20 protein-coding genes and 1 pseudogene are annotated in these 20,323 nt (G+C 40.8%); 17 read left to right on the forward strand and 4 right to left on the reverse strand.

Annotated elements, in window-relative coordinates; genetic code table 11:
- Nucleotides 1-390 precede the first annotated feature (390 nt).
- From BM210_RS29835 to BM210_RS29860, 6 genes are all read left to right on the forward strand, one after another.
- The gene (locus BM210_RS29835; protein WP_091176195.1) at nt 391-879 is read left to right on the forward strand and encodes a GNAT family N-acetyltransferase; all 489 of its coding nucleotides are present in this window, start codon (nt 391-393) and stop codon (nt 877-879) included.
- A gap of 125 nt (nt 880-1,004) precedes the next feature.
- Nucleotides 1,005-1,484 carry an NUDIX hydrolase gene (locus BM210_RS29840; RefSeq protein ID WP_091176197.1) on the forward strand — a complete coding sequence of 160 codons (480 nt, stop codon included), beginning with the start codon at nt 1,005-1,007 and terminating at the stop codon, nt 1,482-1,484.
- 114 nt (nt 1,485-1,598) lie between these two features.
- The gene (locus BM210_RS29845; RefSeq protein ID WP_091176199.1) at nt 1,599-2,036 is read left to right on the forward strand and encodes an NUDIX hydrolase; all 438 of its coding nucleotides are present in this window, start codon (nt 1,599-1,601) and stop codon (nt 2,034-2,036) included.
- A gap of 189 nt (nt 2,037-2,225) precedes the next feature.
- Nucleotides 2,226-2,723: an NUDIX hydrolase gene (locus BM210_RS29850; protein ID WP_091176201.1), complete on the forward strand. Its 498-nt coding sequence runs from the start codon at nt 2,226-2,228 to the stop codon at nt 2,721-2,723.
- A gap of 60 nt (nt 2,724-2,783) precedes the next feature.
- Nucleotides 2,784-3,218: a GNAT family N-acetyltransferase gene (locus tag BM210_RS29855; protein WP_091176203.1), complete on the forward strand. Its 435-nt coding sequence runs from the start codon at nt 2,784-2,786 to the stop codon at nt 3,216-3,218.
- 343 nt (nt 3,219-3,561) lie between these two features.
- Nucleotides 3,562-3,942, forward strand: a complete 381-nt coding sequence (locus tag BM210_RS29860) for a response regulator transcription factor (RefSeq protein WP_091176205.1) — start codon at nt 3,562-3,564, stop codon at nt 3,940-3,942.
- A 137-nt stretch (nt 3,943-4,079) separates the two neighbouring features.
- Here BM210_RS29860 and BM210_RS29865 read toward each other — a convergent pair whose 3' ends face one another.
- Nucleotides 4,080-4,946: a DMT family transporter gene (locus BM210_RS29865; RefSeq protein ID WP_091176207.1), complete on the reverse strand. Its 867-nt coding sequence runs from the start codon at nt 4,944-4,946 to the stop codon at nt 4,080-4,082.
- Nucleotides 4,947-5,145: 199 nt separating this feature from the next.
- Between BM210_RS29865 and BM210_RS29870 the strand changes: the two genes are divergently transcribed.
- The 7 genes from BM210_RS29870 (at nt 5,146) to BM210_RS29900 (ending at nt 11,089) form a co-directional block, all read left to right on the forward strand.
- Nucleotides 5,146-6,522 (forward strand): aminotransferase-like domain-containing protein, encoded by a 1,377-nt coding sequence (locus BM210_RS29870; RefSeq protein ID WP_177238086.1) that lies wholly within the window; start codon nt 5,146-5,148, stop codon nt 6,520-6,522.
- A gap of 69 nt (nt 6,523-6,591) precedes the next feature.
- Entirely contained in the window at nt 6,592-6,822 is a 231-nt protein-coding gene (locus BM210_RS29875) for a hypothetical protein (protein ID WP_091176210.1), read from the forward strand.
- Nucleotides 6,823-7,094: 272 nt separating this feature from the next.
- On the forward strand, nt 7,095-7,673 hold the full coding sequence (locus tag BM210_RS29880) for a GNAT family N-acetyltransferase (RefSeq protein ID WP_091176211.1): 579 nt from the start codon (nt 7,095-7,097) through the stop codon (nt 7,671-7,673).
- Between the two features lie 168 nt (nt 7,674-7,841).
- Nucleotides 7,842-8,651 (forward strand): AraC family transcriptional regulator, encoded by an 810-nt coding sequence (locus BM210_RS29885; protein WP_091176214.1) that lies wholly within the window; start codon nt 7,842-7,844, stop codon nt 8,649-8,651.
- 79 nt (nt 8,652-8,730) lie between these two features.
- Nucleotides 8,731-9,648: a proline dehydrogenase family protein gene (locus BM210_RS29890; RefSeq protein WP_371263567.1), complete on the forward strand. Its 918-nt coding sequence runs from the start codon at nt 8,731-8,733 to the stop codon at nt 9,646-9,648.
- 136 nt (nt 9,649-9,784) lie between these two features.
- Complete coding sequence (locus tag BM210_RS29895; RefSeq protein WP_091176215.1) at nt 9,785-9,985, forward strand: hypothetical protein; 201 nt, start codon at nt 9,785-9,787, stop codon at nt 9,983-9,985.
- 531 nt (nt 9,986-10,516) lie between these two features.
- Nucleotides 10,517-11,089 (forward strand): GNAT family N-acetyltransferase, encoded by a 573-nt coding sequence (locus BM210_RS29900; RefSeq protein ID WP_091176217.1) that lies wholly within the window; start codon nt 10,517-10,519, stop codon nt 11,087-11,089.
- 85 nt (nt 11,090-11,174) lie between these two features.
- On the opposite strand, the gene BM210_RS29905 is transcribed toward BM210_RS29900, so the two are convergent.
- On the reverse strand, nt 11,175-12,152 hold the full coding sequence (locus BM210_RS29905; RefSeq protein WP_091176218.1) for a phosphotransferase family protein: 978 nt from the start codon (nt 12,150-12,152) through the stop codon (nt 11,175-11,177).
- 293 nt (nt 12,153-12,445) lie between these two features.
- Here BM210_RS29905 and BM210_RS29910 point away from each other — a divergent pair, with 293 nt between their 5' ends.
- From BM210_RS29910 to BM210_RS29920, 3 genes are all read left to right on the forward strand, one after another.
- Nucleotides 12,446-13,354 (forward strand): SDR family oxidoreductase, encoded by a 909-nt coding sequence (locus tag BM210_RS29910; RefSeq protein ID WP_091176219.1) that lies wholly within the window; start codon nt 12,446-12,448, stop codon nt 13,352-13,354.
- Between the two features lie 197 nt (nt 13,355-13,551).
- The gene (locus BM210_RS29915) at nt 13,552-15,675 is read left to right on the forward strand and encodes a hypothetical protein (protein WP_091176221.1); all 2,124 of its coding nucleotides are present in this window, start codon (nt 13,552-13,554) and stop codon (nt 15,673-15,675) included.
- A 397-nt stretch (nt 15,676-16,072) separates the two neighbouring features.
- A complete protein-coding gene (locus BM210_RS29920; RefSeq protein WP_091176223.1) occupies nt 16,073-16,642 on the forward strand; it encodes an SF0329 family protein in 570 nt (189 codons plus the stop codon).
- A 335-nt stretch (nt 16,643-16,977) separates the two neighbouring features.
- On the opposite strand, the pseudogene BM210_RS29925 reads toward BM210_RS29920, so the two are convergent.
- Both BM210_RS29925 and BM210_RS29935 read right to left on the reverse strand, forming a co-directional pair.
- Nucleotides 16,978-17,484 (reverse strand): annotated as a pseudogene (locus BM210_RS29925) (WYL domain-containing protein); the annotation flags it as partial.
- 275 nt (nt 17,485-17,759) lie between these two features.
- Entirely contained in the window at nt 17,760-18,719 is a 960-nt protein-coding gene (locus BM210_RS29935) for a hypothetical protein (RefSeq protein WP_143101125.1), read from the reverse strand.
- 690 nt (nt 18,720-19,409) lie between these two features.
- On the opposite strand from BM210_RS29935, the gene BM210_RS29940 reads away from it, so the two are divergent.
- On the forward strand, nt 19,410-20,021 hold the full coding sequence (locus tag BM210_RS29940; RefSeq protein WP_091176230.1) for a DUF1643 domain-containing protein: 612 nt from the start codon (nt 19,410-19,412) through the stop codon (nt 20,019-20,021).
- Nucleotides 20,022-20,323 lie beyond the last annotated feature (302 nt).

Genomic DNA, 20,323 nt, shown 5'->3' on the forward strand with positions numbered 1-20,323 from the left:
AGTTCCTGCCCGAAAAGGGCTTTGACCCGTCCGCTAAACGCAATCGGTCTCCACAACTTGGAAAAGTATAACGATGGAATGTTAGGGCTTAGACCCGTAGAGCCATGGGATGGTAAACTTCCAGGTATTCGTGGAATATGCGTGCAGTAAAATGAAATTTAGGGGAATGAATTTTACGGCTCCTCTGTTCCCGCACGCTTTAAATGAAAGAATTTTAACCACGGTACTTTGTTTTTTTAGCAGTTGTTATTATCAAGGTGATGAAATCCTGCGAATGAGTGAGTATACGTTAGATAAACCATTAAAACCGAGGGACGGGCAGGAATAACTAACAATATGTGGAATTTATAGTTATATATTGTTAGTGCTAACTCGTTAGGAGTGTGAGTCATGAGGACCCAAATCAGAAGGATGATCGTTGAGGATATTCCTATGTTACAACAAGTAGCTAAAACAACTTGGAATACAACTTATGAAGGTATTATCCCATTACATATCCAAGAAACGTTTCTTCAGAGGAACTATTCGGAAACAGATCTAAAGAATAGAATGGAACGGTCAGTTGTATTTGTAGCGGATGTTGGAGGAGAAGTCAAAGGGTTTGCGAATTTCTCTCGTTCTAAAAATAAAAGGGAAGAAGCAGAACTTGGAGCTATCTACATCCTTCCAGAATTACAATCGCAAGGGATTGGTGGTCAGTTATTACATGCAGGCATTGAGAATCTGAGTGGAATTAAATTTTTAACAGTTGTCGTTGAAAAAGAAAATATTATTGGTATAAGGTTCTATAAGTCCAAGGGATTTGTAGCTCTTAATGAATTTGAAGAACAATTAGATGGTCATACACTAAAGCTTGAAAAAATGATATTAGCGATTTAACTAACCGAACACGAGACTATAATGCCATTGGGCAAATGTTGACATGATAACACTTGTTTAATAAAGTGGGTATAAGTACCATAATTAACAGACTAAGAGTATCTAGGGAGGATAAGGTGAACTCAATGTTAGCCAAAATTATCAATATGATTCCTAGAGATGTTCTAGTTTATCTATATAAACATACCCCATTTCAAAGATTTAAGAATTGGGTCGTGTATCGAACACAGCACCATTTTCTTGTTGCTGTGCTTGGTATTTTTATAAACGAAGACGGGCAAATATTAATATTAAATCACACATATCGAAAAGTACCCTGGGGGATACCGGGTGGGTGGATGGAATTAGAGGACCCGGAAAACGGTTTAAAAAGAGAAGTTGCTGAAGAAACTGGGCTAAATATAGAAATAACAGGATTGGCAAGAGCAATTTACAATCAAAATCCTAATCGAGTGGACTTGATATTCAAAGGAAAAGTGATTGGAGGAACATTTACTCCCTGTTCAGAAATCTCTGAAATTTGTTATTGTAATATTGAAAACATGCCGGATGGAATGCCAAATGAACAAAAAACACTTATAAAAAACATACTTAATCATGTTTAAACATCTTACAAATAAGTTGAAATAATTGTCTCAAAATCGTCACCCAATTTGATTCGATTCTATGGGATAATTTAACTGGAAATAACTAACATAATACTAGAAGGGGTGGGAAATATGGCCCATAATCTCGCAGCTGGAGTCGTGGTTTTAAAAGACGATGCGGTTCTTTTAGTAAAAGATAAATCGGGCTGGAGTTTGCCAAAAGGTTCGACTGAAATCAGCGAGACTTTCTTACAAGCTGCAGAACGAGAAGCATATGAGGAAACGGGGTTTAAAATAACTGCTGAAGATGTTGCTTTTGTAACGGAGTATACTTCAGTAAAATATGGAGAGTACCTCCAAGTTTATTATGCAGGAAGCTTGCCTTCAGAGCTTAACGCAATTGATGATCCTGATCAAGATGTAATTGAGATGCAGTTTGTGAATATAAGGGATTTGCGGGATTTTATAAAATTTCGCCCATGGATCATACCCTTGGAAAATTGGATTCAAAATAGGGCGTTGAAATACCATTCATTCGATTTAGATGTTGAAGGGTTTTATATTTCTTAAATTTATTCGTCACAGACTCATTGATGTAACCAGGAACGATTGAGGAGGAGTTTGCTAACGGCGGCTCCTTTTTTGATTTATTGATGCTACTGGGCGTTTAATGAAATAAACGGAGTTTGTTGGTGAGTTAGAGAAAGGGTAAGAGAGCAAGAAGTGATCTCAGATCAGATTTGACAGGGGGATATGTACATGGATGGTGTTGCTGACAATTTTTATCGTCATATGGGCGTATACGGAATTAGCGTAAGTAATGAACGCTTACTGGTTATTGGAAAAATTTTAGGTCCATACACTGGGAAATTTGATTTGCCAGGTGGACGATTAGAAAAGCTGGAATCCCTAGAGATAGCCGTCAAACGAGAGTTTCATGAAGAAACTGGGTATACGGTTAAAGAACTTAAAAATATAGGTGTTAGTGATTTTTTTGTATTATGGACCCTAAAGAATAACACTGTTGAACATTTACATCACATCGCCATACTGTATGAAGCAAGTGTTGACTCTGGGGAACAAGTCAGTTCTGTACAAGCATTCGAAGAACAAGACTCTAGTGGGGCTCTTTGGATGTCTCTAGCAAATCTTACTCCAGATAATTCATCTCCGTTGGTGTTACAAGCGGTTGAATGGATAAGGTCAAGAACACTACCCGTTGTATCAGGACAGTTCGATTATAGAAAAAATTGCTAAAACTTCGTTCCAATAACGTGTTGAATTACCACCTACTACTGGTTTATGGAGGGAGTAGTTATGATAGCATTTAGGGAGATTGATAGAAATAATTTTTTTGATGTTATTAAGTTGGGTGTGGCAGATGAACAAAAAAAGTTTGTAGCGACTAATTTGTTTTCTATTGCACAGGCAAAGGCATTTCCTGAGTGTATTTGCTTGTCTATATATCACGATGACGTTTTAGTGGGATTCACGATGTATTGCATAGATATAGAGGATAATGAATATTGGATTTATCGAATAATGATAGATGCTAAATATCAGTCAAAAGGCTATGGGAAAGCTGCAATGGAGAAACTTATTGACAGGATTAAAAAAGATAAAGAGCATCAAGTAATATATATAAGCTTTGAACCAGATAATACTTGGGTAAAGCATTTATATGAAAAATTAGGTTTTGAAGCAGATGGTCGAATGATAGATGGGGAAATTGTTTACAAGCTAGAGTATTAATCAAACATAGAGAGATTATCAGTATATTGGGTCTCAGTTTGTTTGTCATTTGGCTTATTGTAACAATCATTGAGATAAATTTATCCGATTTTGAAAAGGCGGCTTTTTCATGGGAAATTTATGTTCGTAGGTGTATGACGTGGTTTGTTTGCGGAAGGGGAAGGAAGATAAATATCATTATCTCTCCTGAATCACTTTTGCAACTGATCTGACGCCGTGTAAACGATGGTGTTTCCATAATTGGCCAATGAATTACCCTAAATATATCAATTTTGTATACCGACAACCATTAATAATCGCATATAATTAAAAGCATAATCCTCAAAAAAGGGAGTTGTCTGCAATGAAGGTACTAATCATTGATAACGAACGACACTCACGTGAGGCAGTTAAGCTATTAGTTAATTGGAGAACCTATGGAATTAAGGAAATATTTGAAGCATCAGACACATTATCAGCTGAAAAAATTACTATCGATAAACGTCCTAATTTAATCCTATCTGATATGGAGAGATCTGATGAAAATAGTCTCCCTTTTTTATTATGGGTGTCTTTTAATTTTCCAGAAACATCAATTATTATAACAACGGGACATATAGAATTAAGTGTTATTAAAATTATGAAAAATCTAATTGGAGTTATTAATAAACCAGTGGATCAAAAATTAATAAACGAGATGATTGCAATAGCTGTATCTGAATTTCCAAAAAATGAAATCCAATAATACGGTTAGCTTGGAAGTAATTTTTCATTTTAATATTGAATGTAAGAAAAGAATGAGCAGACGTCAATGGTCTGCTCATTTTGTTGAACTAGCAGGCTAACAGAGTGACACTGCAATATCGGAGTTGACGTCGAAAACTATTTGGCTGCGAATCGCCGTGCTATCGCCACGCACAGTACTACACCGATATTCACTATAAAGATTGGCCAACTGATAGACTCATGTAGAACAAGAGACGCAAGCAGTAGACCGAAGAAAGGCTGGAGAAGCTGTAACTGCCCGACAGCTGCTATACCTCCTTGGGCAAGACCACGATACCAGAACACAAAGCCAATGAGCATACTGAACAGGGAGACATAAGCAAGGCTAAAGAGAGCCGAACCACTGATACCCGCCCACGAAACCGGCTTGTAATAAAACGAGAGCAGTGACATAACGGGAAGCGACAGAACGAGGGCCCAGGAGATCACCTGCCAGCCCCCAAGCTTCCGTGAAAGTCTGGCCCCTTCTGCATAACCGAAACCGCATACGAGTATAGAAGCCAACATTAACGCATCACCGATCGGTGAAGATGTAACTCCTTGTGTTAAGGCGAATCCTACCACAAGAGAGCTGCCTAGAGCTGAACATATCCAAAAGATGGGTCGGGGGCGTTCTCCACCACGCAGTACACCGAAAATCGCTGTCGCAAGCGGCAGAAGTCCAATGTAGATAATTGCATGCGCGGATGTGACATACTGAAGCGCCAAAGCTGTCAGCAGTGGGAAACCTACTACCACGCCCAGTGCTACTAGCAATAGCGGAACGATGTCGCTTCGGACAGGCCGTTGTTGCCGGAAGATGAGGAGGAGCAATGCCGCCAACACCCCAGCAATTGTGGCACGGAATACGGTGAGGAACAATGGATCAAAATCCATTACAGCTAACCGAGTTGCTGGTAGAGAGCCGCTGAAGATGAGTACGCCCAGGAAACCATTGATCCAGCCTCTTGTCGTTTTGTTCATTACAATCACCTCAAAAATATGGTTTATACAAAAATGAACTCGACACTTGGAGATAACAAGGTACTGAAATCATCGCTAGAAGCACTTCTGTATAATTATTTGTATTATAATAGATACAAACTACCATGTGTATTAACATTATTAACATCTGTATGGGTACAGAAATGTTTACTGAATTATTCCAGCTGGAGGCATGTTTATGACAAGTAAAAAGGAATCCATTCAACAAACTATCCGTTCAGACATAGTCAATGGTCTTATCAAACCCGGACAGAAGCTGCCTTCCATCCGAAAGCAGAGCCAAAGATTCGGCTGCAGCCTCAACACAATTATTAGTGTTTATCAGGAACTGGAAAATCAATATCTCATTTATTCACGCCCGAAAAGCGGTTATTTTGTCGTTGCCACAGAAGCACTCCTTCCCCTGCTGCAAACAAAACGAATTGATTTTGCATCAGCGGCTCCCGATCCTGCGTCGATCCCACAAATCGACTTTCGTCAATGCTTGAACAAAGCGATGGAATTATTTCAGACGTCCATATTTACTTATTCCGATCCACAGGGATTGCTTTCTCTTCGCCAGGAGATCGTGAAGCTATTCCAGGAGCAACAGGTTTTTCCTTCGGCTCAGCAAGTTTTTATATTTTCCGGCGCCCAGCAAGCTCTTCATCTTCTAGCCGGGATGCCTTTTCCAAATGGAAAAACCAATATTCTAGTTGAGCAACCAACCTACTGGGGAATGCTAGCTGCGCTTAAGACACAAAGACAAACCGTAATCGGCATCGAAAGAACGCCTGACGGGATTGATTGGGTAACTTTGGAGCGCTATTTTCAAAGTAATATGATCAAGTTTTTTTATACAATCCCGCGCTTTCATAATCCGTTAGGTACTTCCTACACAGCGGAAGACAAACAGCGGCTGGCAGAACTTGCCAAAGCAAATGATGTTTACATCGTCGAGGATGATTATCTTGCTGATTTGGAAACAGACAGTAAAGCAGATCCTATTCACGCTTATAATGGAGCGAGTCATGTCATTTATCTCAGAAGTTTTTCCAAAGTCATGCTCCCCGGATTAAGGCTTGGCGCGGCCGTAGTACCGGATTCGATAATTCCTTTACTGCAATGGCATAAACATACGGCCGATCTGAACACCTCAGTGCTTTCTCAAGGTGTGCTGGAGATTTATTTGAAGTCCGGTATGTATGCTCATCATGCGAAGCAAATGAAATCATTGTACAATCATCGCATTAAACATCTAAGGGAAATTTCACAGCGAATATTGCCCATAGAGTACTTATATACCATCCAATCATGCGGGGGGCTGTTCGCTTCCATACACCTTCCGGACTCCGTTCATACAGAAGATTTAGTTAAGAGATTGGAGAATCGTGGCGTTGATGTGCTGGCAACGGATAAGCAGTTCCTTTCATCTTTCCCCAAGCTTAACTTGCTACGCCTTAGCATCATTCGGACCGATGAGCAAGATATTGAAGAGGGTATCCGCATCATTGCCGAAGAACTGGAGCGTACCCAATATACAAGCAGCTCCCCTAAGCCATTCTTTCGGTTATGAGACTATTCCCTGAACACTGGTAACACTCCGGGCGGATTTCTCATATGCTGATTTGAGGAGGGATCACCATTGCCCTGGCAGCAGAAAGCCCTGTCTTTGATCGGTCGACCCGTAGGCGTTTCCTTGGCGAACGGCCAAGGGATTTCCGGTATTTTATGCGGAATGCATCATGGTCAGATTTTTGTGCTTCAATATATGTACCACTCTCAATTTGCCACCATGCACTATACTTTTGCACAGGTTCAGGATATTCATCCTTTTCCGTCCTGCTATCCGCATCCGACATCGCACTCTACATGATATTAAAACGAAAGCGCCCTTCTCAAATAGAGAGCAGGACGCTTTTTATTTTATTTAATAAAACCGAGAATACTCCAGGCTCTACAAAATCGAGGATTTTCGAAGGGATTTACTGCTGTGCCCCGGGACAGGAATGCAAATGACGGAGCGTTTTCATTACACAACTTTTATTGTTGGCAAGGGCGTTAAGCAGTAAACTTTGAATTTGATATTGAAGTAAGAGAAAAATAGTGATAATCTTTAAAGAAATATTTTCCTAGCGGGGTGCTATTATGAGTGTAATCGATCCCATTTTATATTCGATATCGGAAAGCTTCGAAAGTAAACGATTGCTAATACGTGCTCCATTATGGAATGATGGCGTAAAGGTAAACGAGGCGGTGAAAGAAAGCATTGAGGAATTGCGTCCCTGGATGCCATGGGCACAAAACATTCCTACAATGGAAGAGTCTGAAATAGGTATCCGCCAATCACGACTGAAATTCTTGGATCGCACTGACTTAAGGTTACTCCTTATTTTGAAGGGAACAGATGAGTTAATTGGCAGCAGCGGTTTACATCGAATAGATTGGCAGTCGCGTAAATTTGAAATTGGATACTGGGTGCGTACATCTTTTTCTAATCAAGGATATATTACAGAAGCGGTAGAAGCCATCACAAACTTTGCTATACATGAGTTGCAAGCGAATCGAATTGAAATCCGATGTGATGATCGTAATCAACGGAGCGCACGAGTTGTTGAACGCTTGGGATTTCATTTGGAAGGGATACTTCGAAACGATAAGTGTGATGTAGATGGTTCTTTACGAAATACGATGCTATTCTCTAAAGTTCGTGGTGTGGAGTTTTAACGAATGCTTTAAGTTAATAGGAAACGATAGAGGAGCTTGCTATGAGGGCAACTCCTTTTTGTTTTATTGAGGGGACAGTTTAGTGCAACAATAGTAGCTTTAATGCATTCTTCCATTCGTGACCACAGCGACCGATTTTCTCTTTTTAGAAAGGATGTATAGTTAAGCATGCCTGATGTAACTTTTCACCGAGATAATAAGCTGCCTTTCTTGGAGGCCAAGCGATGTCTGAAGAGTGATTTTATGTATCAAAAGCATTTCCATGAAGAATATTCGATCGGGTTGATTGATAAAGGTAAAACGAACGCTTGGTGCGATGGAACCTTGCATCGGGTTGAAACGGGGAGGATGATCAGTTTTCCGCCGATGATGCTGCATGCATGCCATCCGGATGCGGGCGTAGAGTGGAGTTACAAGATGCTGTTCATTAAACCTGAGTGGTTGGAGGGGCTTAAACAGCAGGAGCTTGATCAGTTGCATGTTCTTTTTTTATTGGGAGAGGGTAAGAATAAAGCCTGTCGTAAACACATCAACCGTACGATAGAGGCTCTTACTGGATCGTGCTCTCCGCTTGAAATCGAATCGGCTTTGATTGAGCTGGTACATGTGCTCCTTAGCCAGAATGCCTCGGATCTTGAACATGAATCGAACCATGGCAACCAGGATCACAAATACGCTAAACTCATAAAGGAATACCTACACGAGCATTATACCGAAAGGATCACGATGGAGGAGTTGGAGGACGTATCCGGAATTAGTAGATTTCATCTCATTCGTTTATATAAGCGGTGGAATCACTTGCCTCCGCATGCCTATCAAAACTTATTGCGAATTAATCACGCAAAAACAGAATTAATGAAGCAGCGGCCTATTGCCGAAATTGCAGTAGAAGCGGGCTTCTACGACCAGAGCCACTTCGCGAGAACATTTGGCAGGATTGTAGGGATTACACCGCAAAAATATTCATTATCGATGTAAATTAGGAGCAATATTATACAATACAGTCACTCCACCCCCTAGTACAATGAGAGAAATTCTTAAAAAAGGGAGTGGCATCATGTACCAACAATTGAATTTAGAAAAACAATTCACAGCAACATTAAAATCAATCGCTCGCCGCGCGGACTTAAAATCTTATGTGGAGCGGACGCCTCAACTGAATCGGCTTTTGCAACATGCTGCTTCTAGGTATATTACGGGTAATTTTCGTCAAGACGGGCTAGAAGCTGGCCAAAAGTTAGTGGCTAAAGGTTACGCAATTTCCATCGAATATATCGGTGAAAATACAACGGATGCCACCGAATGTGAAGCAATCGTTGCTGAAATGAAGGCATTGATCGGCGATTTGGGGCAAGTTGGAATATCAGCCCGGGTATGCTTCGATTTATCGCATATCGGGCTTTCTTTGGATCAAGATCTTGCTCTCTCACATTTGATGAATTTAGCGGAGCAAGTACAGGGAACCAGCATAGAACTTTTCATTAGCATGGAAGAGTCTAGCAAAACAGACGGTATTCTTTCCGTTTACAAACAAGTAGTGTCTGTTTATCCGAATATCGGCATTACTTTGCAGGCACATTTGACAAGAACGCCGGAGGATCTGGCTTCGTTAGTTTCACCTAGTCGTATCCGCATTGTGAAAGGGGCTTATCAGGAATCGAGTGATTCCTCGATTCCTCGTTCTCCGGAGCTTAATCATCGTTATTTAGAACTTGTCGAGAGCGCTATTCGTCAGGGACACCGTGTATCGATCGCTAGCCATGACGAAGTCATTATAGATGAGGTGCTGAAACGAGGATGGTTATCCGACTCTAAGGCAGAAATCGAAATGTTATATGGCATTCGACCGGGTTTGGCCAGCAGGATGCAAAATGTCGGGCACCCGGTACGGATTTATCTTCCTTACGGCATGAATGGTACTTGTATTTGTGTCATCGGATTGCGGAATTTCCACCGAATCTTTATCAAACCGTAATCGATATGGTAGGTATTGAGGAAGTTGAACGTATGCAAGCGTATGACGAAAGAGGATAAAAAAATGATTAAAGAAGACTGGTTTCCGTGAAAATAGGGATGCCGGTCTTCTGTTTTTATTCAAATCGAATTACTCGATGCTCATAACCAAATTGGTTCATAGTTATGCATGGTTAAAAGGCACAGAATTCAGATACAGCAAGGGAATGTTCAAAGGTTTTGAAAGCGAGGAAGAGTGGAACAAAGCGCTGCCCGAGCAAAATCAATATTTGAAGCAATCGTATGGGATGGATTCTCTTGAGGTTGCCTTCCACTATTATTACTATCGTCTTCTTTAGCTTAGTCGACTTCATACTTCGAGTGTCGCCAGAACCTCAGCATGGATCGAGATTAATCCTTATATCCTACACACATGCTTAATTTATCTTGTAAAAGCCACGGGTCATCACTATGGATGCTGTAATATTCAAGAAGATTACTGTAATCGGCTTTCTGCATCTGGACCACCCCATCCGTTCGGTTAATTTAGAAATTTTGTTTCGATGAATTTGTTAATCTGTTGGCTAATCTTCATAGGGATACTAATGTGCCGCTCATTTTGCTTAGATTTGCATGTAACTAAAGCACCGTTGTAATAAACTATATAGATTGCCACAAAATTAGGTAAATTTTCAAGATCACACTAAATAATAAAGGTAACGTCAACAGAGAAGTTGTATTATCCTGCCCTTTCGTATTATGAACGAGAACTTACTGGTTGATCTTATAATACGAAGGGCAGATTAGTTATAGCTAAAAAGCACCAAGATAAGCAATTAATTTTTGTGTAATATGGTTTGTATATACATACTTTTTTTGGAGGTTATCATATGAAAGAAATAGATTTCAGTAATTATTTTTGGCAGGATGAGGAAATAAGATTACGTGCAATAGAGCCAGAAGATTGGGAGCGACACTATATTAACCGTTTTGATACTCCTGCACGGCGTCTTTTAGAATGTGTTGTTGAATTACCACCTACTACTGCTGAGGCAAAAAAATTCGCTGAAACATACGCTGATTTTTCATCAGGTCGGCTTATGTTTACTATCGAAGATTTGAATCATAGCAACGTTGGAGGCATCAATTTAAACAGCATCGACGAAAGAAACGGAACCTTTAGTATTGGTATTCAAATTGACAGAGACCACCGGGGAAAGGGATATGGTACAAGAGCTGTTAAAATCCTTTTGAGATATGCTTTCTTCGAACGAAGACTTAATAAATTCAATGACTTTGTGCTTGAAGGAAATGAAGCATCTATTAAAATGATGAGGAAACTAGGCTGCGTTCAAGAGGGTATTCGCCGAAAAGTCACATACACAAATGGACAATATCTAGATTGCATTTTGTTTGGTTTAACGAAAGATGAATTTATAGAGATGCAAAAAGAAGAGGGTTAGATCATTACACTCGTGAGTGGCTTCAATTTGGGGGAAGCGATGGAAGCCATTTATCCATATATAGTCAAGCAAACGGGAGATTTGTTCAATTCGATGCTAGAACTGTGCGAACAATCAAGCCCTTTAGATCTTTCACACGATTAGGGGTATTGGGTGTTGAATTGTTCAGCATATCACATAGGGCCACTAAGTCTTCTAGCTTGGATAGAAGTTTCCAATTGTCGTTTAGAACGGCTCCTTCGTCTTTATAGGCTTGAATAAAATGGGTTTCATACGTGGATCCCTCTTCTTCGTATCGTAACATATTACCGATATCCGCATATCGATTCCAAGAAAAAGCATCTTCCCAGTCTAGAACAGCTGACACTGAGTAACCTTTTGCTTTTTGCTGAACCAATATGTTTAGACCGTTGTAATCCGAATGAAGAAGTACAGGGGATTCGACGTTTTCGGTCAACAAAGAACTATATGTTTGGCAGAAGGACCAAACCTTGCGTGTATATTCTTCCCCAAGCCAAAAACCGCAATCAGCGTGTAAACATTCTTCGATGAATGAGAGGAACCTTTCACCGTCCATTTTAAGATGGTCTTTGACTTTAAGCTTTTCCCCGAAAAATCCTGAATCTTTAAAGGTAAACGCATGTATGTTAGCAAGCACTTGGCCAGCAGATGTAGCAGCTGAAGCGATATCCTGAAGATTACCTGTTTGGATCACATTCCACAGAAGAACACCCTCTCTCCACTCTAAGATGGACCAAGGTTTATCAATTAAACTGCAGCTTGTATCAGCGTATACGAAGTTGGCTGTCGGTACGCGTCCGCCTACTAATCGTGCGATATCAATCTCCTTGTCTGCAATACCCTTGCTCCCCTTATACAAGCGAAAAACGAAAGGTTCTGAGGAGCCATCTAGATAGATTTTGTAGTTGAAATTACTCAGTCCGATGCCAATTCGTTCAGAATGTACTACACGTTTATTCGGAAACGCTGGTTTGACGATTTCATTAATTTGTTGAGCATCTAAAGAAGGTGGCAGCTCAATTCGTTCCCAACTGTCTTTCATGGGTTTCCTCCTTTATTTCCATTAATTACATCAAATGTAACACTAAAAAGAGGTTTGTCATATCATCATCGCAATTGAACTATTATGAAAGAATGAATTAGCTTTCATGCTCTGTGGTGCAGTTCAAGGGGATGCATGTATGGCTTACGGAGAACGATAGCTCCTTTACGACTACTGTACAAAAGGCTAAAAAGACAATAGACATAGTTCGTAAACCTCATGAATATAAATATATTTGGCTTAAAACTTTCATAGATAAGGTTAGTATAACATTTATCAGGAGGCGGAAAACTATGCAATTTCCCTATCCAGTGTACCCCTTTATTGGTTATCAGACCAAGTTTGTACAGCAGCCTATAGCATTTCCACCACAGCATCAGGATCAAGTTCCTGGTCTGGAGTATCTCATGGTGCCGCGTCCCATTTTTGATTACCCTGGATATGTCGGTAGCTGCAAGCTGAAGGGGAAGGTTGCGATCATCACTGGAGGTGATAGCGGATTTGGGCGTGCAATTGCAGCTGCATATGCTAAAGAAGGAGCCGACCTGGTTATCGTATATCTGAATGAGCATATTGATGCGGAAGAAACCAAAAGGTATGTTGAGCAATTTGGCACTCGCTGCGTGCTTCTGGCCCGAGATCTTCGCGTTCCAGCCAGTTCACCAGATATAATAGCTGAAACACTTCATCATTATAATAGACTGGACATCTTAATCAATAATGCTGCCGTCCAACCTTTTACAGGGAGTATCATGGACATTTCCGATGAACAACTCGAAAACACTTTTCGAACCAATATATTCCCCTTGTTTTATTTGACTAAAGCCGCTCTACCTTATTTGAATAAAGGCAGTTCAATTATCAATACAACTTCAAGAGTTGCCTACGAAGGAGACAAGGATGTCATTGATTACTCCGCAACTAAAGGGGCCATAGTAAGTTTTACTCGCAGTATGGCACTTTCTTTGGCTGAGAAATGTATTCGAGTTAATGCGGTTGCTCCTGGTCCGTCATGGACACCCCTCAATGTTAGTACCTACTCCAAGGAACATGTAGCTACTCTAGGCACTGACAGCCCATTGGGACGTGCAGCACAACCTTTCGAGATAGCCCCAGCCTATGTCTACCTCGCAGCGAATGAATCCATGTATGTCACAGGTCAAGTGATTCATGTAAATGGTGGATTGATCCGTTACACATAAAATGTATTGCTTGAATATGAAATTGAGATTGAGTGAAAAATTCCCAGGGTAGATTCACCGACCCTTGATATATGCCATATTCAATAACTCAACAGAAACTGTACTATCACAATGAACATGTAAAAATTGAACCTCTGCTTGACATCTTATAATCCCAAGCCCACAATAAGGATAAACTTACGGGTCGGAGGGATTGTATGAAGTATTCGAACGAGATAAGTCGCACAAACGGCAAACCAGTGGCTGCTTCAGGAAAGGGTTCCGAGCGATCGCAGCAACAGGCTGCGGATACAATTGGTTTTGGAATGGTTCAACCTTCTTGTATTAATACGCTGCAGCGAATGATAGGAAACCGGGCCATGCAGCAGTTGATCCAACGAACTACCAACGGCAATAGTGATTCTAATAGTACCCCAATGGCTACCGGTCCGAACCGCTGGAAGAAAATTGTTACTTGGGACGAGAAAGCAGCAGCTGGCAAAGGTGCTTTCGTCACATCAGGTCCCAACTATAAGCCAGGCTTATTCGATGGGGATAAAAATCCATTGGGCTACAAGGCAGAACACTTAAAGAAAGATATGGCAACACCCATCGATGAATTCCGGAATTTCTCCTTGACGAAAGCGTGGGAGACCGATGGTAGCGAGCAGAAGGTGATTTCCAAGGTCAAGTCAGTAGAAGATATTGATCAATTGTCAATGGAAGAAATCAACTCTATCAATCCCCAATCTATGGTTCCATATACGATATTGCACGATGTGCTGCACCAAAGCTGGCATGAGGCGAAGCATGAGTTGGCTTCTTCAGACTCTCCTCAGCGCATTGCGCTTATGCGTAAGCTATGGGAGTACCGCCAGTGGCATCATAACGAAGTATTAAACGAAACGAAAAATACCGTCAATTCCGTGAAAAACGATGCCAAGGGACTCGATAAATGGGCAGCCGCAGGAAGTACGACATTGACATCCGATATCGACGTGAATCTGAAGGGCAATCATACCGAGTATGCGGTGCAAGTATATAACCAACTGTTTAAAAAGGGAATCCCGTCCGGGCATGTCTGGGAGGTCGAGTCGGGTGTCGCTTATGATGTCAACGTGTACGCTTTGGACTTCATGCATGCAGCGTTTACGTTCAGCAAGGAGAGCAAGCTAGCGGATGGAGGAAGAATTACAGGCAAGGAAGGGGCTCGCAAGGATCAAGCCAAGGGCGGGTTTACCGAGGAGATGATCGGAAGGCGTGACACAGGGGATCAGAAAATATGGTCGCTTGTCAAAATGCGGTTATATATGACGAAGGAACAATGGGGAAGTTATGTTTCCACAACGAAGCCGGATTATGATACATTGAATCAGGTGGAATTGAGATACTCGGAGTACTTTAACACCCTACAGAAGAAAATGATTAACGAAGCTGGTTTACCTCTCAATCAGGCCGATGGGCTGATCAATGAAGCCGTCGCCACTGAGGAGACCGGCATTAAGCAAATCGATAAGGTAGCTGAGATACTAGCTCTTAAACAGAAGACCAAGGGAGTCTCACTCGCGGAGGATACTATCGCCGAGCAAGCGAAGATGGGAGCCAGCAACCGGATTTATGAGGAGAGGCTTAAGGAAATCAAGAAGGTCCGGCTCGAGCTTGAGGAGCGTATCGGTCGCTACAACGAGCTATTGGTAGCGAAGGAAACAGGAGGTCCCTCCAGAGTTCGCTCGGCCAGCGCTGGACAGACAGAGCTCGAAATTTTGAAGGGAGCGCTCGAAATGGAGCTTCGTCATCTACGCCGGCTATTATCCGAAGCTGCCATGTTCTCTAACGAAGCGTATCTTACAGACGCGGCCGTCAATCACGCGGTCGTCGGCATTCAGAGCGGTATGGACCTCAAACAGACGAAGACTGAATCCATGATCAACGTAAATGAGAATGTCGCTGACTGCCTCAAGGAAATCGCACGACACGGCGGGGGCAAGGGTGAGGAGTTTCTCGGTGAAGCGGCGTATAAAGCGAGTAAATACTTCTTTCGACTCGCGGATGCGGCGAAGAATATGGGGCTTAGTACGGTTGCAGGCGTAAATACGTTATACGATGCTGGTTATGAAATTTCCATTGAGCTGAAGGGCCGCGGCGGCGGAAACGTCGAACTGCAGAGTGCCGAAGCGATTCGAAAATATTTTGGCGGCAGCGTGAAGACACCGGACGAGTTAGTCGCGAAGATCGTCGAGATCGGAACCGCGGTATCCGTCGCCTTTTCCGCAAGCGAGGGTAACAAGAACGAGTTAGGAAAAGCGATGCCTTCGGAGAAAAATGCGCGTAATGCGAACTAGTACACGATGGTGTGATTGCCGCAACGTTACAATAAGTCCATCATAGATTGAATGAATGGACAGTTAGTGGAAGAAACGTTGCAGGAACTATGGGCTGCCACACGTATAGCGAGCAGCCTATTAGATTGGCGCATTTCTTAAAACGAGTCCATCTACACGGGCTTCCATCTGGCTTCTAGGTGGGGCCTATTTGCCGCTCATCCTCTAATCATTAAGTACAGTGATAAAACTCTTGTTTGCTCATTAGGTGCTTGGCCATCGTGGTTATTAGAGGATGAACATGCACACTATAAAAGATCAAACATAAACAAGGTAATTAAAGATTCGATTACTCGAAATCCTCAGAGACTGACCTCTTTGACACAGAAATTTATGATATAGAACATAGGAGGTTTACATGGCCTGGAGCAAATTAAAGCAACAGCTGGAGAGTTTTCTCTGTCCTGCGTTATACGGAAAGGTCGAATACCGTGCAACCAGCTACCGCTATTTACCTGATAAAGCAGGACATTGTTATATTGCAGTAGATAAAAAGAACGTACTCAATATGAGTGATACAACTACATTAATCAGATGGTATCAGACGGAGTTGGAAATTAAGAATGATGCAGATATCCAAATTCCTATCAACAATGAAGAAATTGAAGCAATCAGAAAAGATACCAAGGGGATAGTTCCGGAGGACCGTCTTAAAGTAATTGCAAGAAGTAGAAAAATTTCAGAATATGCAAAGGAGCTTTTGTCCGCACAGTCATCATTAAGCAAATCAAATTTTATCGTTGTAGCTACTAAGTTTTTATCCATTTCTATAGAGGAAAGCATAGAGAGCAATGATATCTTATTGAATATTCTAGCTCTGGTGGACAGGAGAGTTGGAAAAAAGCGAATTTTAAACATGACCGAGAAGATGAAGTTAAAGCATCCAATTGTGCAGTATTTTTATGAGCTACGGCTTAGTACATTATGAAAATAAATATCTCATTTACTTCGAATCGGGATTTATTTTATTCGAACAAACGTTTGCTGACAGGTTGTTGCAATAATATAATCTAAATTTCCAATTGAAACTTAATGATAAACAAACCGCTTCCCAATCAAGTTCTATGCTTACCGCTTGTAGGAAACTTATTGCCGGAAAAATCCTCCTATCCAAGTTAACATTCAACAAACTTGGTGATTGGGGGGGGGGTTCTTTTGAAATATAAATTAAGTGTTATCAATAACGCAAATGAAACTAGATGGAGAAAGCGGAGTAAACGACCCTCAAGGCTTTCCTCAAGGGGGTGCAAAAACTGGACTTTTTCAGGAGTATCTATCCATCATTTTATTTAAATAATTTCGAAAGTCTTCAACATATGTTTTGGGCTCTACGATTTTTAGATTTGTACCGAAACTTGCTAAAAATTGAAATCCCGTACTGTTTTGAGGGACATAAATTGTTGCTAATAAAAATTCAGAACTATAGTTTTCAATACTCTTTCGACCGTCCCATTCAATGAATTGATCTTTTATGCTTGGTGAAATCAATGCCTTAATAGCGACTAGTTGCGGTTGATAACTTGATTCGCGTTCTTGTTCTAATAAATATTCTCTAGGGTTAAATGTTTTTTCATCCATATTAAGATTATCGATCCGAGATAATTTAAACGTTCTATAGCTCATACGATGTAAACAGAATCCTTTCAGATACCAACTCGTTTCGCTAAAATGAAGCTGATATGGCTCGACATTTCTATTCGTCGTGGTGCCATTTTTATCTATATAATCAAATGAAACTAAGCTTCTCTTTAATATTGATTCTTGGGAAGCCAGAGAAGTAATGAATAATGACCCTCTTGTTATAAATAAAACGGTAACAGCTAGGTTGAGTCCTTGGCAGCCTCAATTTAATAAATATGAAAATTATAACCCCAATTATATTTGCGAATTTTTTGGAAAACGGGGAATTATTATTTAGCAGAATTTGGCCAGGTACACACCGTGACAGTGGTAGAACTTGTTGGAAGAAAATAACGCCGAATAGACCCGCAAATGTCAAGCTCGCTATCAGATAACTGGTTTGCGAGCTTGACGTATCCTTGCAATCAAAACTCATGATTAGGGTCTTCTACAAAAAACCAAAAGCCAGCTCTTTCGCTGGATTTAATGGAGTATTTCACCCCATTCTTAATTACAGATGCTTTCATGTTTAACGTATCATTGCCTTTTATGAAACCCAAATCCATGAGGACATCCTCACATTCCTCCCGTGACAAGTCAGGATTCGTAGCCGCGATCAGGGCAACAAACGATAACAGCAAGTTGGTTCCAGATTTGTCGGTTCCATCCGTTCCGCCGGCTATGAAGGCTGATCGCAGGCTTCCGTCTTTGGTATTGAGGTCTCCGTTTAAGAAGAGCAGGTCACTAAATTCCACTGTAAAACTAACTTGCTTTGAATCAATGAAATTGATTTTGTTAATTTGATGGGGAAGCCCTAATTGTTTGGCAGATGCATTAAAGGCCTGTTTAAATTGCTCCAAGCTCGGACTGATAGTGCCCACCCGTTTTGATTGTTGAACCTTGGTAACCGCCTCTTCATAGGGTCTAACATCAATGGCGACTTCGGATTTAAGGACCTGAGCTGGCCCCTGACCAATTGTGAGATATAATTCATCGATAGTTTTGGCACCGGATAAAGGTACGCCTCGACGAGTGAGCGGAAAGCGAACAGCTCCCACGAAATCTCCAGAACTACCATATTTGCTTGGTTTGGGATCATGAAAATAGAGCCAGACATATTCGAAGCCCATGGAATCCTTGCGTATACTTTCTACTATTTGCCTGAATTCAGCTTCGGTAGTGGCCTCAGTCATAACCCTAACCTTTCTGCTGGGCCCCTTCTCATTTTTATTATCTTCAAAAATGGTATACGGTACTGTTTTAGGAGCCTCTTTAACGGGAGGGTTCAGCGGAATGGATGCGGTGGTTGCAACATTCGTTTTATTGGTAGTAGCCGGGGCTTCAAATGAAGCTACTGTTGCACTTAAGGCGATAATAAAAAACACAAATAACGCTCCTGATAATATGAAATATTTAGTATGCAGTCCCTTTTTTTGAAACAGCGATACAATCGCCCCTAATAAACAAGCAAGTGATCCTAGAAAACACATAATACTAATAAATGCCCACATTGTTTAACAACCTCAGATCATCTCTCCATCGGCTAGAGGATTTGCTCGAAATCTGTCAAATCCAACTATACCAAATATAGGAATAAAGTGCTATGCACAAGTTTACTGATCTTTCAATGTATTACTTTGCTATAGAAGATGAAACATATTTTGGAGCTTTAGCAGTCATTTATGTCAAAACTATGCTGGAAACTCTAGTTTTAATAAGGATATTGGATTTAATGCTGTATTTGGAAAAGAAATGAATGTAGCAGATGTTAAATTATTATTAAATGATTTTAATTCTATACTATTATTGCAATTTGTGATGTCTATTGAGAGATTTTGGAAAGTGAATATATTGAACGTGCTGGCAGTGACACTGGAGTGTATTTGATCCGTGATGGGGTAAAGGTAAGCTATCAAGAAGTTGTGATTTCTTAGTAATTGTAAGATTTAATGAGATCGTCCTATAGCCCTCATAGGAGATATAGCATCTAATCATCTTATATCAGGAAATATGCGGTTGGTGTTCCATAGTTTCCCAAATATAATTTGGGTATAGAACTCAAAGGAGGAATTATTTTGAAAAGAGAAGCGAAGCTAGACTCCACTAAAAAATATAGATATCTATTAAGGCGAGAATGGGATGAAACAAAGCCACATGTTGTTTGGATTATGCTAAATCCAAGTACAGCAGATCACGAAGAAGATGATCCCACTATTGAATCTTGTATTAGATTTACTAAGAAATGGGGTTATGGTTCATTTGAAGTAGTAAATCTGTTTGCTTATAGAGCGACAAAGCCCTCAGAGTTGAAAAATTTAGATAAAGATGTTGCAATAGGAGCGGAAAGCCTAACTTATATTCGTGAAGCGTTGGAAAGAGCTGATTTGATTGTCGCTGCTTGGGGTTCAAACGGTAAAACTCATAAGAGAAATCAAGATGATGAATTAATTTTATTACTGAAGAATTACCAGTTAAAGTGTCTACATATCCTAACTGATGGAGATCCCCGTCATCCTTTATTTTTTAGTACGGACAGTCCTCTTCAGGATTATGAATTGAGAAAAATTATTAAGGTTAGACCGACAGTTAAGCGGAAGATTACCAGCAATGAAGGAATACTTAGGGATACAGATGGTAGAAAAATCTATGACGATTCTTGGATGTTCAGTAAAGAGGAATTGAATTGAGCATACAGGATTGATAATTAGTTTGACTCTTGGGCCTGTGTAGAGGATACAGATTTGTGAAAGTTGCGTAACGAGATCTACCGACACGGTAACCGAATGCATATCTGTATGATCGAGATATTGATAGGAACAGGCATCAGTCATACACAGGAAGGTTATGCTTGGAGTTCGTTGTCGTCTGGAGCAGATGTAGGATGGGATCAAACCATCTATGTTGCCAAGATTACAACTAAGTAACCATCCATTTTGAAAAGTCAGGTGCATTTGCACTTGGCTTTTTTCTTTTTGGAATTGCTTGTTGC

Source organism: Paenibacillus sp. 1_12 (genome assembly GCF_900114475.1).
In the GTDB taxonomy this organism is placed as follows: domain Bacteria; phylum Bacillota; class Bacilli; order Paenibacillales; family NBRC-103111; genus Paenibacillus_S.